This is a genomic window from Desulfovibrio sp. SGI.133 (assembly GCF_050313955.1).
Lineage (GTDB): Bacteria > Desulfobacterota > Desulfovibrionia > Desulfovibrionales > Desulfovibrionaceae > Desulfovibrio.
This window is the reverse complement of the sequence record NZ_JBNPMK010000011.1, coordinates 17,965-31,033: the sequence shown is the minus strand read 5'-3', so window position 1 is coordinate 31,033 and position 13,069 is coordinate 17,965. Positions and strand designations below refer to the sequence as shown.

Sequence of the window (13,069 nt, the reverse complement as noted above, 5' to 3'; positions counted from 1 at the left end):
CGGACACGCTTCCGGCAGGGATGCGGCCATTGAAGCGCTGATCCTTAAAAAAATTTCATAAAACACGACAAAAAACACGCTTTTGCCTGCCGATATTCAAATCAGTGACAAAAGCGTGTTTTTAATAGCGGTACACGATCCTTGAAAAGAACTACCAGCGCTGAGGGGCGGACAAGGAAATGGTACGGATCACACCCGTCTTCCCCGTCCGAAAGCGTGTCCGGCCTCTAGCCTTCCAGGCTCCAGCCCTGGCCCAGTTTGAGCTGTTCCCCGCCCAGGGCCTGCATGAGCGCGGGATCGTGGGTGGAACAGACGATGGCCGCGCCCTCGGCCCGGCACCGGGCCACGGCGGCGGCGATGGCGCGGGCGCTGCGCACGTCCACGTTGGAGGTGGGTTCGTCCAGCAGCAGGGCGCGCGGACGCAGCACCAGACGCGAGGCCAGGGCCACGCGCTGGCGCTCCCCGCCGGAAAGGGCGTTGGGCCCGCGGCGGCGCATGGCGTCGGGATCATCAAAGCCCACCTGCCGCATGGCGGCCTGATAAGCTTCCTCCAGACCGTCCCGGCGGCCGCGCAGCTTCAGACCCAGCACCACGTTCTCGAACACGGTGGTCTTAAGCAGATAGGGCTCCTGGAGCAGCAGGCTCACCTCGCGGCGCGGGTCCTCGCCGCCATGATAGATGATGCGGCCCTCGTCGGGCTCTTCCAGAAAGGCCAGCAGGCGCAGCAGGGTGGACTTGCCGCTGCCGTTGTAGCCCACCAGGGTCAGCACCTGGCCGCTGTGGATGCACAGCTCGTCCACGCCCAGGGCGGGCAGGTCCAGCGCGGTCACGCGACCGTAACGGCGCACCAGGCCGCGGATTTCGTACAAAAGGCTCATATGCGCCCCCGGTGCTTGATGAAGGTCATGAGCACGTTGATGGCAAAGGCCATGAACAGCAGCACCAGGCCCAGTGCGATGCCCTGGGCGAACTCGCCCTTGCTGGTCTCCAGGGCGATGGCCGTGGTCATGGTGCGGGTATGGTAGCGCACGTTGCCGCCCAGCATCATGGCGATGCCCACCTCGGTGATGACGCGGCCGAAGGCGGTCAGGCAGACCATGGCGATGGCGAAGCGCACTTCGCACAGGCTCAGCCAGGCCAGTTGCAGGGGCCGGGCGCCCAGAGTCAGCAGGGTCTGACGGCAGCGGGGGTCGAGGCCCTCCACGGCCTGGGCCACCCACGAGACCACGATGGGCAGGGCCAGCAGGGTCTGGCCGATGGCCATGCCCGGCAGGGTGAAGAGCAGGCCCCATTCGCCCAGCGGGCCGCGATAGGTGATGAAGGCATAGACCAGCAGGCCGATGAGCACGGTGGGGAAGGCCAGCAGGGTGTCGGAGATAAGGCGCAAAAACTTTTTGCCGGGAAAATCACAATAGCCCAGGGCAAAGCCCATGGGCAGGCCCATGAGCAGCGAGGCCGCCATGGCGTAGGACGTGGACACCAACGTGGCCGTGATGGCCGAAAAGGTGGCGTCGTCCATATTGGCCAGCAGGGCGAAGGCCGCCCAGAAGCCGTTGACCAGATAGTCCATAGATCACCAGGAATGCGACGGAGGGAATCCGTGGAGGGAGGTCGAAAAACAAAACGGGGACGGCCCGGAGACCGTCCCCGCCAATGGACGGAAAACGCTACTTGCCGGCGTTGGGGAAGAAGAGCTGCTTGCCTTCCAGCTTGAACTCGGCGATGCGCTTCTGAGTGGAGGGGGCCACCCACCAGTCTTCAAACTTCTTGCCCAGGTCGGCCTTGGTCTTGGGGCACTGCTTGGGGTTCACGGTGATGACGCTGTACTGGTTGAACAGGGCCTTGTCACCTTCCACCACGATGGCCAGGGGGTTCTTGGCGCCCTGCTGGGCGTTGAACTTGATCCAGGTGCCGCGGTCGGTCAGAGTGTAGGCGCTCTTTTCAGCGGCCATGTTCAGGGTGGCCATCATGCCCTGGCCGGCGGAGATGTAGAAGGCTTCCTTGTCGGGGTTGAGGCCGGACTGCTTCCACAGCTTGAGCTCGGCCTTGTGGGTGCCGGACTGGTCGCCGCGGCTCACGAAAGAGGCCTTCTTGTCGGCGATGGTCTTGAGGGCGGCGGCGGTGTCCTTGCCCTTGACGCCCGCGGGGTCAGCCTTGGGGCCCACCACCACGAAGTCGTTGTACATCACCTGACGGCGGTCGATACCGTGACCGGCCTTGACGAATTCCTTTTCAGCGGCGGGGGCGTGCACCAGCAGCACGTCGGCGTCACAGTTCTTGGCGATCTCCAGGGCCTTGCCGGTGCCCACGGCCACCCATTTCAGCTCGATGCCGGTCTCTTTCTGGAAGGTGGGGGCCAGGAATTCCAGCAGGCCGGTATCCTGGGTGCTGGTGGTGGTGGCCATCATCAGCGTGTCGGCAGCCTGGGCCGGAGCGGCCAGGAAGGCGGCGGCCAGCACGGGCAGAAACAGTTTCTTCAGGTTTTTCATGATGCGACTCCTTGATTGGTTGATGATGCGCCGCCGGTTCGGAACGGCGGCCCCTTGCGGGAAATATCAGTCCAGACACAGGCGCGCGGCCCGTGACGGGAAATGGGCGTAGACTTTCTGGCCCTCGTAGATGCCCACCCGGAGCAGGCCCGGCGTCTCCACCGTGGCGCACAGGCGCGAGCCGTCGCCCAGTTCCAGCGAGACGAAGGACTCCACCTGGTCCTGGTGGATGCTCTGCACCGTACAGGGCAGGCAGTTGCCCATGCTGAGCGTGGCACGGCTGCGCGAGAGCACGATCTGTTCCGGGTCCACCAGCACGGTGACCACCTGGTTGACGTGGATCTCCATATGCACGAACTGGCGCGTGCTGCACTGCACGCCAAGGCGCATGTCGCCGAAGGTGCGCACGCTCACCGAGGCCATGCGCATGCCCACGGAGATGTCCTCCACGATGCCCAGAAAGGAATTGCAGAGCGGGTCCGTGCCGGACGAGGGCCCCAGGGTCTTGTTCTGGACCATGCGCCGCGCGGCGCCGTCGGAGAAGTTGAGGAAGGCCGCGATCTGCGAAGGCTTTTGCTGGCCCAGAAATTTCTGCACCAGGTTGACCGGCACATGCAGGTCCAGAAGCTCCAGCCCGCGGGCGTAGCGGATGGCGCGCGGCCCCACCATGGCCCTGTCCAGCCCCAGCGGCTGGGCCACGGCATAAAAGCTCTTGCGGATGAAGCCTTGGTCGAAGTGCAAAAAGTCCCTGCCCATGCTCTCGGCCTCGGGCAGGCTCAGGATGCGGCGCACATGGCGCATGGCGCTCAGGGGCAGCAGTACGTCCCGGCTGTTGGGACCCGGAACATGCACCATACCGGTCACGGTGTCCACATCCTTGCGGGCGTCCAGCTCCAGCGCCTCGCCAAGGCGCAGGCCGCCGTAGCGCAGCAGCAGGAACAACAGATGCAGCCGGGCACGCGCCACCTTGCGCTGGGGCGTGGCGGCCTCGGCTTCCCACTGCTCCCAGCAGCGGGAAAGGGCTTCCAGTTTTTCTCGGGTCAGATGGGACACTGCGGCGGCTCTCTTTAGGGGCTGAACGTCTCGCGAAGACTGCGCAAGGCATACGACATTTCCCGGCTCTTGTCACGTTTTTGGCAGAATCAGGAATGATTTTTCCACGTTTTGGTGACCATCCCCTCAGGCGGCGGGCAGCGGCAACAGACAGCCGGACACGCACGCCGCTCCTGTCCGCAGGATGGCGCGAAAGCACGCCATGTCCGCTTTTTTCCGGCCCCTGCCTTGACACGGCAGCTTTTATGGCCCTAAATAGCCGTGACACGGATTTGCAATTTGTAACACCAAAAACCGGATGCGACCGTCAGGCCGACCGGAGGATGTCATGCCGACCCTCATAGCCTCCCTGCTGCGCAAGGCAGCGCTGCTGGTGCTGATGCTGCTGGCGCTCTCGCTGGCGGTCTTCTACATCTCGCGCCTGACGCCCGGCGATCCCCTGCAATCCTATTACGGCGATGCCGTGCAATCCATGAGCAGCGCCGAGCTGGACGCCGCCCGCCAGCGCCTGGGCCTGGACGGCCCCATCTGGGAACAGTACCGGCGCTGGGCCGGCAACGTACTGGACGGCGACTTCGGCATGTCGCTCAAATACAAGCGCCCGGTGGTGGACGTGGTCCTGCCCCTGCTGGGCAACACCCTGTTGCTGGGCGGGCTGGCCTACGCGCTGGTCTTCGTGCTGGCCATCGCCCTGGCCCTGCTCTGCGCCCGCTTCGAGCACAGCGCCCTGGACCGCCTCATCTGTCGGGTGGGCACCACGGCCTATTATGTCCCGGCTTTCTGGCTGGGCGTGCTGCTGGTGCTGGTCTTCAGCGTCAATCTGGAATGGCTGCCCAGCAGCGGCGCCTACAGCTACGGCAAGGCCGGCGACATCGCCGACCGCGCCCGCCATCTGGTGCTGCCGCTGGCCGTCATGGTGGCCAGCCACCTGTGGTATTACGCCTACATGATCCGCAACAAGCTGCTGGACGAAGTGCGCCGCGACTATGTGCTGCTGGCCCGCTCCAAGGGCCTGGGCCGCACCCGCGTGCTCTGGAGCCACTGCCTGCGCAACGTCATGCCCACGGTGGTGGGCATCATGGCCATCTCCATCCCGCATGTGCTCAGCGGCACCTATGTGGCCGAAGCCGTGTTCAACTATCCCGGCATCGGCCTGCTGGCCATCTCCAGCGCCAAGTATCACGACTACAACCTGCTCATGCTCATGGTCCTGTTTACCGGAGCCATGGTCATCATCAGCAGCCTGCTGGCCCAGAGCATCAACGAGGCCATCGACCCGCGCATCAAGAGCGGTGAGGTGGTCTGCTGATGGGCGATCCCCGTACGGCCCCCCATAGCGCCGTGACCCGGCCGGAGGAGGCCCTCCCCGACGATGCCTTCGAGCTGGTGGGCGCGGGCTGGCGGGAACACCGCCCGGCCCTGCGCCGTCCCGGCTGGCGGCAGCGCCTGGCCCGTCTGCCCCTGCTGCCCCTGTGCCTGCTGCTCCTGCTGGTGCTGGGCTGCCTGTGCGCGCCCTGGCTGGCCAACCACGACCCCGCCGAGTTCTACCTTGCCGACCGCAACACCCCGCCCGGCAGCCGGTTCTTTTTCGGCACCGACTCCCTGGGCCGGGACATCTATTCCATCATCTGGTTCGGCGGCCGGGCCTCCCTGCTCATCGGCCTGCTGAGCGCCGCGGTCATCACCGTGCTGGGCGTGGCCTACGGCTGCCTGTCCGGCATCGCCCCGGCCCGTACCGACGCCCTGCTCATGCGCCTTGTGGAGCTCGTCCAGAGCATCCCCGTGCTGCTGGTGCTGCTGCTGGCCGTCTCCCTGCTGGGCCCCCAGAACGCCCTGAGCATCGCCCTGCTCATCGGCGTCACGGGCTGGTTCGCCCTGGCCCGAATCGTGCGCGGCGAGGTGCGCCAGATACGCCACAGCGAATACATCCTGGCCTCGCGCTGCATGGGCGGCAGCTTTGGCTGGATCATGCGCCGCCATCTGGTGCCCAATGTGGTCTCGGCCATCCTCTTTGTGGTCATCTCGGCCGTCAGCACCAGCATCGCCATGGAATCCACCCTCAGCTTCCTGGGCCTCGGCCTGCCTGTGGACGAACTTTCCTGGGGCAGCATGCTGGCCCTGGCCGACAAGGCCCTGCTGCTCAATACCTGGTGGGTGATCCTCATCCCCGGCCTGTTCCTGGTGACGGCCCTGCTCTGCATCACCAGCCTGGGCCACCACTTCCGCCGCAACAGCGTCCGGGGCCCCAGCAATCTCTGAACACCGGCAGGCCCCGCCTGCCCCGGATACATGCCGCCCGCCTGAGGGCATCTCCGTTCCCCCGTCCGCCGAGAACCTTCAACCCGGGCCCCGGGCCCGCCGAGGAACCCCGCCGTGAAACGATCCCTGCTGTCCTGCTGCCTGCTGGCTCTGGCCCTGCTGACCGCCCATCCGGCCCCGGCCGCCGACATGGCCAACACCCTGGTCTATGCCGGCGAAAACGAGGACACCATCAACCCTGTGCTCAGCCCCCATCAGGAACTGCCCACCATCATCTTTTCCGGGCTCATGAAGTTCGACGCCAAGGGCCTGCCCGTGCCCGACCTGGCCAAAAGCGTGGACTATGATCCCAAAACCCTGACCTATACCTTCCACCTGCGCGACGGGGTCAAATGGCACGACGGCGCGCCCTTCAGCGCCCGGGACGTGGTCTACACCTACACGGCCCTGACCGGCGACAAGACCCTGACCTCCACCATCACCAGCAACTATCAGGACATCAGCCGGATCTCCGCTCCGGACGAGCGCACCGTGGTCATCCGGCTGGCGCGGGTCAATGCGGCCATGCTGGACAATTTCTGCATGGGCATCCTGCCTGCCCACATCTATGAAGGGCATGACATCAACACCGTGCCCGCCAACCACGCCCCCGTGGGCACCGGCCGCTTCAAGTTCGTCTCCTGGGACACGGCCGGCGGCATGATCGTGCTGGAGCGCAACACGGACTATTACGGCAAGGTGCCGTCCATCGAGCGCATCGTCTATAAGACCGTGGCCGTGGAAAGCACCAAGGCCCTCATGCTGCGCTCCGGCGAAGCCGATCTGGCCTGGCTCAATGCCAAGTATGCCCGAACCTTCCGCGGCAAGGACGGCTTCACCACCGTGGACTTCACCACCGCCGACCTGCGCACGGTGGCCATGGACTTCCACACGCCCTTCTGGCAGCGCAACAAGGACTCCATCGCGGTGCTCAACTACGCCGTGGACAAGCAGGCCATCGTGGACGGCGTGCTGGCGGGCCAGGGCTTCCCGGCCTTCAGCCCCATCCAGACCAGCCCTCTGGGCGGCAACCCCGCTGCGGACGTCTATCCCTATGACCTGAAAAAGTTCGCGGCCGAGATGGAGCGCCTGGGCTGGAAAAAGGGCCCGGACGGCATCTACGCCCGCAACGGCGAGCGCTTCTCCTTCACCATCCAGGTGCGCGACTACGAAGAAGAGCGCGTGGACATCATCAACGTGCTGTCCCGCCAGTTCAAGAAAGCCGGGGTGGAAATGAACATCGCCCTGGTCACGCGCTTCGACTGGAAGGCCGGTTACAACGGCTATCTGGCCGGTTTCGCGGCCGAGTTCGACCCCGACGGCGTGTTCAAGAGCTTCGTCACCGGCGCCAGCGACAACAACATGGCCTATTCCAGCCCCAAGGTGGACGAGCTGCTGCGTGAGGGCCGCGCCACCGAGGACCCCGCCAAGCGCAAGGCCGCCTATCAGGCCTTTGAAGTGGCCTATGCCGCCATGCCCGCGCAACTGCCCCTGGTCTACCTGCACGGCAACTATGTGAGCGTGGCCGCTCTCAAGGGGCTGGATACCACCCGCGTCCTGGGGCATCATGCCGTGGGCGTCATGTGGAATATCGAAGACTGGACCCTGCAGCGCTAGGCGCCGCGGGAAAATGCTTCTGACGGGGGTGCCGTCGTCCGCAGGGCGGACGCGGTGCCCCCGTCGTCTGCCGTCCTGCGCCCTCCTGTCCCGAACCTGACGCGCCGCACCGGCCGGATGGCCCACCGGGAAAGACGCGGGCGCGGCGGCCGTTCCCGCGCCGTACGGTGTCCGACCGCCCTTCTCCAACCTCAACCCCTTGCCTGCCATGACGCCCCTGCTGCAACTGGAAGACCTGCACATCACCTTCGCTACCCCCGCCGGACAGGTTCAGGCCGTGCGCGGTGTCGATCTGGAACTGCATGCCGGGGAGACCCTGGCCATCGTAGGCGAATCGGGCTGCGGCAAGTCCGTGCTGTGCCGTTCCATCCTGCGCCTGCTGCCGGACAATGCCCGCATCTCGGGCCGCATCCTGATGGAAGGCCGCGACATCGTGCCCTGCAGCGAGCGGCAGATGCGCGCCGTGCGCGGCCCTCAGGCCGCCATGCTCTTCCAGGATCCCATGGCCAGCCTCAACCCCACCCTGCCCGTGGGCGACCAGATCATGGAGGCCCTGCGCCGCCATCGCCGCATGCGCCCGGAGCAGGCCCGGCAGCGGGCCCTCGAACTGCTGGAGCTGGTGGGCATCGACGATCCCGAAGCCCGCATGCGCCTGCAACCGCACTATTTTTCCGGCGGCATGCGGCAACGCTGCGTGCTGGCCATCGCCCTGGCCCTGGGACCGCGCATCCTGCTGGCCGACGAGCCCACCACCGCGCTGGACGTGACCGTGCAGGCCCGCATGCTGGATCTGCTGCGTGACGTGCAGCGCAAGACCGGCGTGGGCATCATCCTCGTCTCGCATGATCTGGGTGTGGTGGCCCGCGTGGCCGACAGGGTGGCCGTCATGTACGCGGGCCGTCTGGTGGAGACCGGCAGCGCCGCCGATGTCTTCTACGATCCCCGGCATCCCTACACCTGGGGCTTGCTGGGGGCCCTGCCCGCGCTGGCCGTGCGCAGCGGGCAGCTGCGGGGCATCCCCGGCATGCCGCCCAGCCTGCTGGACCCGCCGCCGGGCGACGCCTTCGCGGAGCGCAACGCCTGGGCTATGAAGGTGGACTACCAGCGCATGCCGCCCTTTTTCGAGGTCAGCCCCGGGCACAAGGCCGCCACCTGGCTGCTGCACCCCCAGGCCCCCAAAGTGGAGCCCCCCCTGCACATCACGCCGGGCCGGGGCAGTGCCAGCCTGTGCTGGACCGACAGCGCCCATGCGCTGGAAATGTCCGACAGCCGCTATGCCTTCGGGGAGGGCCACCAGCGCCTGCATGACCGTCTGGCCGCCCAGCAGGGAACAGCCGCGGCAGCCACAAAGGACCATGCGCACGGCCACGTCCCCGACGATGACGGCCGCCCCCTGCTGGAATTGCAGGACCTGCGTCTGCATTTCCGTCCCGGCAGGGGCCTGACCGTCCGGGCCGTGGACGGGCTCGACCTTGCCGTCCGCCGGGGCGAGATGTTCGGTCTGGTGGGGGAGTCGGGCTGCGGCAAGTCCACGCTGGCCCGCGCCGTCATGGGCCTGTATCCGCCTACCACGGGCCGCATCCTCTTCGACGGGCACGACATCCATGACCCGGCCCCGCATCTGCGGCAGGAGCGCCGGCGCCAGATGCAGATCATCTTCCAGGATTCCTCCGCGGCCCTGAACCCGCACATGCGCGTGGAAGACATCATCGCCGAGCCCTTCGTCATCCAGAACGTCTTCCGCGATGCCCGCCAGCGCCGGGAAGAAGTCGTCCGTCTGCTGGGGCATGTGGGCCTCGATGCCGGTTTCCTGGATCGCTATCCGGCCGAGATCTCCGGCGGCCAGCGCCAGCGTGTGGCCATCGCCCGCAGCGTGGCCCTGGAGCCGCGCTTCATCGTGGCCGACGAGCCCGTGGCCTCGCTGGATGTCTCCATCCAGGCCCAGATCATGGCCCTGTTCCGCCATCTGCGGCAGGGGCACGATTTCACCTTTTTGTTCATCGCCCACGATCTGGCCATGGTGCGTTACCTCTGCGACCGCGTGGGCGTCATGCGCCACGGCCGTCTGGTGGAGCTGGCCCCTACGGAAGAGCTGTTCGCCCGGCCCCTGCATGCCTACACCCGGGCCCTGCTCTCGGCCATGCCCGTGCCGGATCCCCTGTTCGAGCAGCGCAAGGAGATCCTGCCCTGTCCTGATGACGAAAGCGACGGCACGTGGCGGGAGGTCCATCCCGGCCACTGGCTGCGCGGCTAAGTGCCGGGCGGGGAGGAAGTTTTTTGGGAAAGTTGTGGGGGAAGGGGCGTTTTTTGGGAAAAACTGCCCCTTCCCCCACACCCCCATCCCCGAAAAAACTTTTGTTCTGGTGATGTCGCCTGTCTCCGTCGCTGTCTGGAGGGCTGGGAGGACGATGGGGTTTCGGCATGGATATAGGGACAGGACAGCAAAAAAAGACGGAAAGCCGCTCCATGAAGAGCGGCTTTTTTCGTGGTGGACACCGGGAAAAGGCGGGGGATGAAGGGCCGTTCGGCTGGTATGGGGCGAGAAGGGAGGCGGGAGCGGCGGACAGTAACCGAGACGTACGGAGGGATTTCCTTCAAACGGACCTGCCTCCCTGCCGGGCTCGGGTCATGAAAAAAGGGCGCCCAAAGGCGCCCCTTTGCTGTTTTGTCGGGGAAAGTTATTTTTTCAGTTCTTCTTCGATGGCCTGCCGCATCTCGGGCGAGATCTTCGGATCCTTGAGGCCGGCCTCCCAGTGGGCACGCCCCTTGTCCTTCTGCTGCAGGAAGTAGCTGTAAAGCACGCCCAGGCTGTAACGCACCGTGGCGTCGTCCCGCAGGGCCACCACCTTTTCCAGGGTCGCGGCCGCTTCCTGCGGCTTGCCTTGGTTGTGCAGGATGACACCCAGCATGTAGAGGGGCTGGGGATCGTTGACGTCCAGAGCCACGGCACGCTGGGCAAAGGTGGCCGCGGCGTCCCATTCCTGAGTGGCCATCAGGTGTTCGGCCAGATGCATCAGGGCGTCCTTGTTGGTGGGCTCGGCGGCCACCTTCTGCATCAGGCTGGCCAGCAGGTTCTGTTCCTGTCCCATGCCCTGCGGGGCCGTGGGACGTTCGGTCACCAAGTGCGGATTGCTGACACGTTCCTTGATGGTGACGCCCAGCATGACCAGCAGGCTCAGGCCCAGCAGCAGGATGATGGCGCGGGCGGTGAAGGAAAGACGGCTATCAGTCATGCAGGATCTCCATCTGGCGCAGACGGGCATCCAGACGCCGCTGGGCACAGCCCATGAAGACCAGGTACGCGGCCAGACCCAGCCAGACGGCGGCACCGGCCGCCACCAGCCACAGGAAATTGCTGTCCATAGGGCACTCCTTGAAAGCGGGGATCCCGCTTGTATCCGTTGAAAACAGGGCTCATCGAGCCCGGACGGAGCACGGCTCCGCCTGTCCGCTCCCCGGGAGCGGCGCATCCACGGCCGTCATCCCGCCGCACGCAGCGGGCAGGACAGGCCGGGGACCGAAAATCAGTCTTCCGCCTGCAGGCGCAGGCTGTCCAGCCGGTCGCGCAGGCCCAGCTGGCGGGTGCGCAGCCACACCAGGCCCGCCCAGAACAGGCCCATGGCCGCCACACAGGCGATGGCGGTCAGCTTCATCTCCGGTTCCAGCCCGCCGCCCTTGGAGGCGAACACCGCCGGATGGATGGAGCGCCACAGCCGGGCCGAAAGGAAGACCAGCGGCACGTCCAAAAAGGCCACCACGCCCACCACGGCGCAGATCATGCGCTTGCGCTGGGGCGGCAGGTCAAGGCCGCGCAGCACCAGATAGCCCGCATAGATGAACCACATGACCAGCGTGGTGGTCAGGCGGGGATCCCACGTCCACCAGACGCCCCAGGAGCGGCGGGCCCAGATCATGCCCGTGACCAGGGCCAGACCGGCCAGCAGCACGCCCACCTCGGCGGCGGCCGCGCAGACGCGGTCAGCGGCCGGGGAACGCCGGATCAGGTAGACGATGGAAGCCACGAAGACCACCAGAAAGCTGATGAGCGCCCACCAGGCCAGCGGCAGATGGGTATAGAAGACCTTCTGCATCAGGCCCAGCTGGGCTTCCACAGGGGCATAGAAAAAGATCAGCCACTGGCACACGGCCAGGGCCGCACCGCCCAGCAACACCAGCAGCAGGGGCCACACGGAAAAGGCGCGTTGCATCATTCGTCTCCCGAATACATGAAGCCGAACAGCAGCAGTCCGGCAGCCAGAAAGACACCGTCGAAGGCGGCGGCCAGCCCTATCCACGAGGCCGGGCCGTCAGGCGCGGGCGCACCAAACACCTGGGCCGCCACGCCGATCCCCGCCAGCAGCAGGGGCACCAGCAGGGGGAAGAGCACGATGCTCAGCAGGGACTCGCGCGCCGCGCCGCCCTGCGAGAGCGCGCCCAACAGCGACCCCAGGGCGCACATGCCCACGTCCACCAGCAGCAGCATGCCGAGGCCCACGGGCCAGAGCGCGCCGATCTCCTGCGACAGAAAGACCACGGCGGCGGGCAAAAAGAACATCTGGGCCACCAGCAACAGCAGCAGCCCGGCCAGGGCCTTGCCCAGCCACACGGCCTGTATGGGGGCCGGGGCCAGCAACAGGCCCAGACGCGCGCCGTTGGCCTCTTCCAGCGCATAGAGCGTATTGAAGATGAGCACCTGACAGAAGGCCGAGCCCAGCCAGAACACGGCGCCCGCGCCCTGCGGGCTCATGCGTTCGCCCACGCCCTGCGACAGGCTGAACACGAACAGCAGCAACAGGCCCAGCAGCAGGCCCTGCACCAGCCCGCTGCCGCGGGTGAAGGTCAGCAGCAGGTCCTTGCGGGCCACGGTCAAGGCAAAGGATATCATGCGGGAACCTCCCCGGCAGTGGGCGCGGCCACATCCCCCGTGGCCGCGTTGAGCACGGAATCCACGGCGGCAAGGCCCTGCGGCGGTCCGTCATAGGCCAGGCGGCGGTTCTCCAGCAGCAGCAGGCGGTCGGCCAGGGGGCTGTCGCCCGCCAAATCGTGGCTGACCACGATGACGCAGGCCCCGCGCTCCCGGGCGGCCAGCATCTCGCGCCGCACCAGGGCCATGGAGTTGACGTCCAGGCCGGTGCCGGGCTCGTCCAGCAAAACAAGGTCCGCGTCCAGCAGCAGCACCCGCGCCAGGTTCAGACGCTGGGCCATGCCGCGCGAGAACACCCCGGCCCGCTCTTCGGCATGAGCGGCCAGCCCCACATGCTCCAGCAGGGCCAGGAGCTCCGCCCGCGAGGGGCGCAGGCCGTGGGCCCGGGCCCAGAACTGCAGGTTCTCCAGCGCGCTCAGGCCCGGATAGACGAAGGTGGCGTGCCCCAGATAGGCCAGACGCGGCCCGTCTTCACGGGCGACGCCGCCCGCTCCCGTGCCGTCGAAGATGACCTCGCCCGCCGAGGGACGGGACAGGCCGGCGATGATGCGCAGCAGCGTGCTCTTGCCCGCGCCGTTGCCCCCGGCCAGCAGGGTGATGCTGCCCGCCGTGAAGCGGCAGCTCACCCCTTTGAAGACCACCTTGAGGCCGTAGAGCTTGGCCAGGTTCTCAAGACGCAGCATGATGG

At 66.5% G+C, this 13,069-nt stretch carries 13 protein-coding genes; 4 read left to right on the top strand and 9 right to left on the bottom strand.

What is annotated here, in order from left to right:
- Positions 1–227 precede the first annotated feature (227 nt).
- The 4 genes from ACQRBR_RS11595 to ACQRBR_RS11580 all read right to left on the bottom strand — a co-directional run bounded on the left by ACQRBR_RS11595 (position 228) and on the right by ACQRBR_RS11580 (position 3,542).
- Positions 228–878 carry an ATP-binding cassette domain-containing protein gene (locus ACQRBR_RS11595; RefSeq protein WP_427813022.1) on the bottom strand — a complete coding sequence of 217 codons (651 nt, stop codon included), beginning with the start codon at positions 876–878 and terminating at the stop codon, positions 228–230.
- Positions 875–1,570 (bottom strand): ABC transporter permease, encoded by a 696-nt coding sequence (locus tag ACQRBR_RS11590; RefSeq protein ID WP_006006694.1) that lies wholly within the window; start codon positions 1,568–1,570, stop codon positions 875–877. The genes ACQRBR_RS11595 and ACQRBR_RS11590 overlap by 4 nt, the downstream gene beginning before the upstream one ends.
- A gap of 97 nt (positions 1,571–1,667) precedes the next feature.
- Complete coding sequence (locus tag ACQRBR_RS11585; protein ID WP_006006696.1) at positions 1,668–2,489, bottom strand: substrate-binding domain-containing protein; 822 nt, start codon at positions 2,487–2,489, stop codon at positions 1,668–1,670.
- A 66-nt stretch (positions 2,490–2,555) separates the two neighbouring features.
- On the bottom strand, positions 2,556–3,542 hold the full coding sequence (locus tag ACQRBR_RS11580) for a TOBE domain-containing protein (protein ID WP_303880574.1): 987 nt from the start codon (positions 3,540–3,542) through the stop codon (positions 2,556–2,558).
- A gap of 328 nt (positions 3,543–3,870) precedes the next feature.
- Here ACQRBR_RS11580 and ACQRBR_RS11575 point away from each other — a divergent pair, with 328 nt between their 5' ends.
- The 4 genes from ACQRBR_RS11575 (at position 3,871) to ACQRBR_RS11560 (ending at position 9,711) form a co-directional block, all read left to right on the top strand.
- Complete coding sequence (locus ACQRBR_RS11575; protein ID WP_204626544.1) at positions 3,871–4,851, top strand: ABC transporter permease; 981 nt, start codon at positions 3,871–3,873, stop codon at positions 4,849–4,851.
- On the top strand, positions 4,851–5,801 hold the full coding sequence (locus ACQRBR_RS11570; protein WP_427813021.1) for an ABC transporter permease: 951 nt from the start codon (positions 4,851–4,853) through the stop codon (positions 5,799–5,801). The genes ACQRBR_RS11575 and ACQRBR_RS11570 overlap by 1 nt, the downstream gene beginning before the upstream one ends.
- 114 nt (positions 5,802–5,915) lie before the next feature.
- On the top strand, positions 5,916–7,457 hold the full coding sequence (locus ACQRBR_RS11565; protein ID WP_427813020.1) for an ABC transporter substrate-binding protein: 1,542 nt from the start codon (positions 5,916–5,918) through the stop codon (positions 7,455–7,457).
- Positions 7,458–7,665: 208 nt separating this feature from the next.
- On the top strand, positions 7,666–9,711 hold the full coding sequence (locus ACQRBR_RS11560; RefSeq protein ID WP_427813019.1) for a dipeptide ABC transporter ATP-binding protein: 2,046 nt from the start codon (positions 7,666–7,668) through the stop codon (positions 9,709–9,711).
- A gap of 424 nt (positions 9,712–10,135) precedes the next feature.
- Here ACQRBR_RS11560 and ACQRBR_RS11555 read toward each other — a convergent pair whose 3' ends face one another.
- From ACQRBR_RS11555 to ccmA, 5 genes are all read right to left on the bottom strand, one after another.
- Entirely contained in the window at positions 10,136–10,690 is a 555-nt protein-coding gene (locus ACQRBR_RS11555; protein ID WP_168935086.1) for a tetratricopeptide repeat protein, read from the bottom strand.
- Positions 10,683–10,820, bottom strand: a complete 138-nt coding sequence (locus tag ACQRBR_RS11550) for a CcmD family protein (RefSeq protein ID WP_006006716.1) — start codon at positions 10,818–10,820, stop codon at positions 10,683–10,685. The genes ACQRBR_RS11555 and ACQRBR_RS11550 overlap by 8 nt, the downstream gene beginning before the upstream one ends.
- 161 nt (positions 10,821–10,981) lie before the next feature.
- The gene (locus ACQRBR_RS11545; protein WP_168935084.1) at positions 10,982–11,668 is read right to left on the bottom strand and encodes a cytochrome c biogenesis protein; all 687 of its coding nucleotides are present in this window, start codon (positions 11,666–11,668) and stop codon (positions 10,982–10,984) included.
- The gene (locus ACQRBR_RS11540; RefSeq protein WP_287438273.1) at positions 11,665–12,342 is read right to left on the bottom strand and encodes a heme exporter protein CcmB; all 678 of its coding nucleotides are present in this window, start codon (positions 12,340–12,342) and stop codon (positions 11,665–11,667) included. Before ACQRBR_RS11540 ends, ACQRBR_RS11545 begins: the two co-directional genes overlap by 4 nt.
- Complete coding sequence (ccmA, locus tag ACQRBR_RS11535; protein ID WP_204675068.1) at positions 12,339–13,064, bottom strand: heme ABC exporter ATP-binding protein CcmA; 726 nt, start codon at positions 13,062–13,064, stop codon at positions 12,339–12,341. Before ccmA ends, ACQRBR_RS11540 begins: the two co-directional genes overlap by 4 nt.
- Positions 13,065–13,069 lie beyond the last annotated feature (5 nt).

Bases quoted from the DNA above. Each gene is read 5' to 3' on its own strand.
- ACQRBR_RS11595 (WP_427813022.1), bottom strand. From the start codon at position 878: ATGAGCCTTTTGTACGAAATCCGCGGCCTGGTGCGCCGTTACGGTCGC.
- ACQRBR_RS11590 (WP_006006694.1), bottom strand. From the start codon at position 1,570: ATGGACTATCTGGTCAACGGCTTCTGGGCGGCCTTCGCCCTGCTGGCC.
- ACQRBR_RS11585 (WP_006006696.1), bottom strand. From the start codon at position 2,489: ATGAAAAACCTGAAGAAACTGTTTCTGCCCGTGCTGGCCGCCGCCTTC.
- ACQRBR_RS11575 (WP_204626544.1), top strand. From the start codon at position 3,871: ATGCCGACCCTCATAGCCTCCCTGCTGCGCAAGGCAGCGCTGCTGGTG.
- ACQRBR_RS11570 (WP_427813021.1), top strand. From the start codon at position 4,851: ATGGGCGATCCCCGTACGGCCCCCCATAGCGCCGTGACCCGGCCGGAG.
- ACQRBR_RS11560 (WP_427813019.1), top strand. From the start codon at position 7,666: ATGACGCCCCTGCTGCAACTGGAAGACCTGCACATCACCTTCGCTACC.
- ACQRBR_RS11555 (WP_168935086.1), bottom strand. From the start codon at position 10,690: ATGACTGATAGCCGTCTTTCCTTCACCGCCCGCGCCATCATCCTGCTG.
- ACQRBR_RS11550 (WP_006006716.1), bottom strand. From the start codon at position 10,820: ATGGACAGCAATTTCCTGTGGCTGGTGGCGGCCGGTGCCGCCGTCTGG.
- ACQRBR_RS11545 (WP_168935084.1), bottom strand. From the start codon at position 11,668: ATGATGCAACGCGCCTTTTCCGTGTGGCCCCTGCTGCTGGTGTTGCTG.
- ACQRBR_RS11540 (WP_287438273.1), bottom strand. From the start codon at position 12,342: ATGATATCCTTTGCCTTGACCGTGGCCCGCAAGGACCTGCTGCTGACC.
- ccmA (WP_204675068.1), bottom strand. From the start codon at position 13,064: ATGCTGCGTCTTGAGAACCTGGCCAAGCTCTACGGCCTCAAGGTGGTC.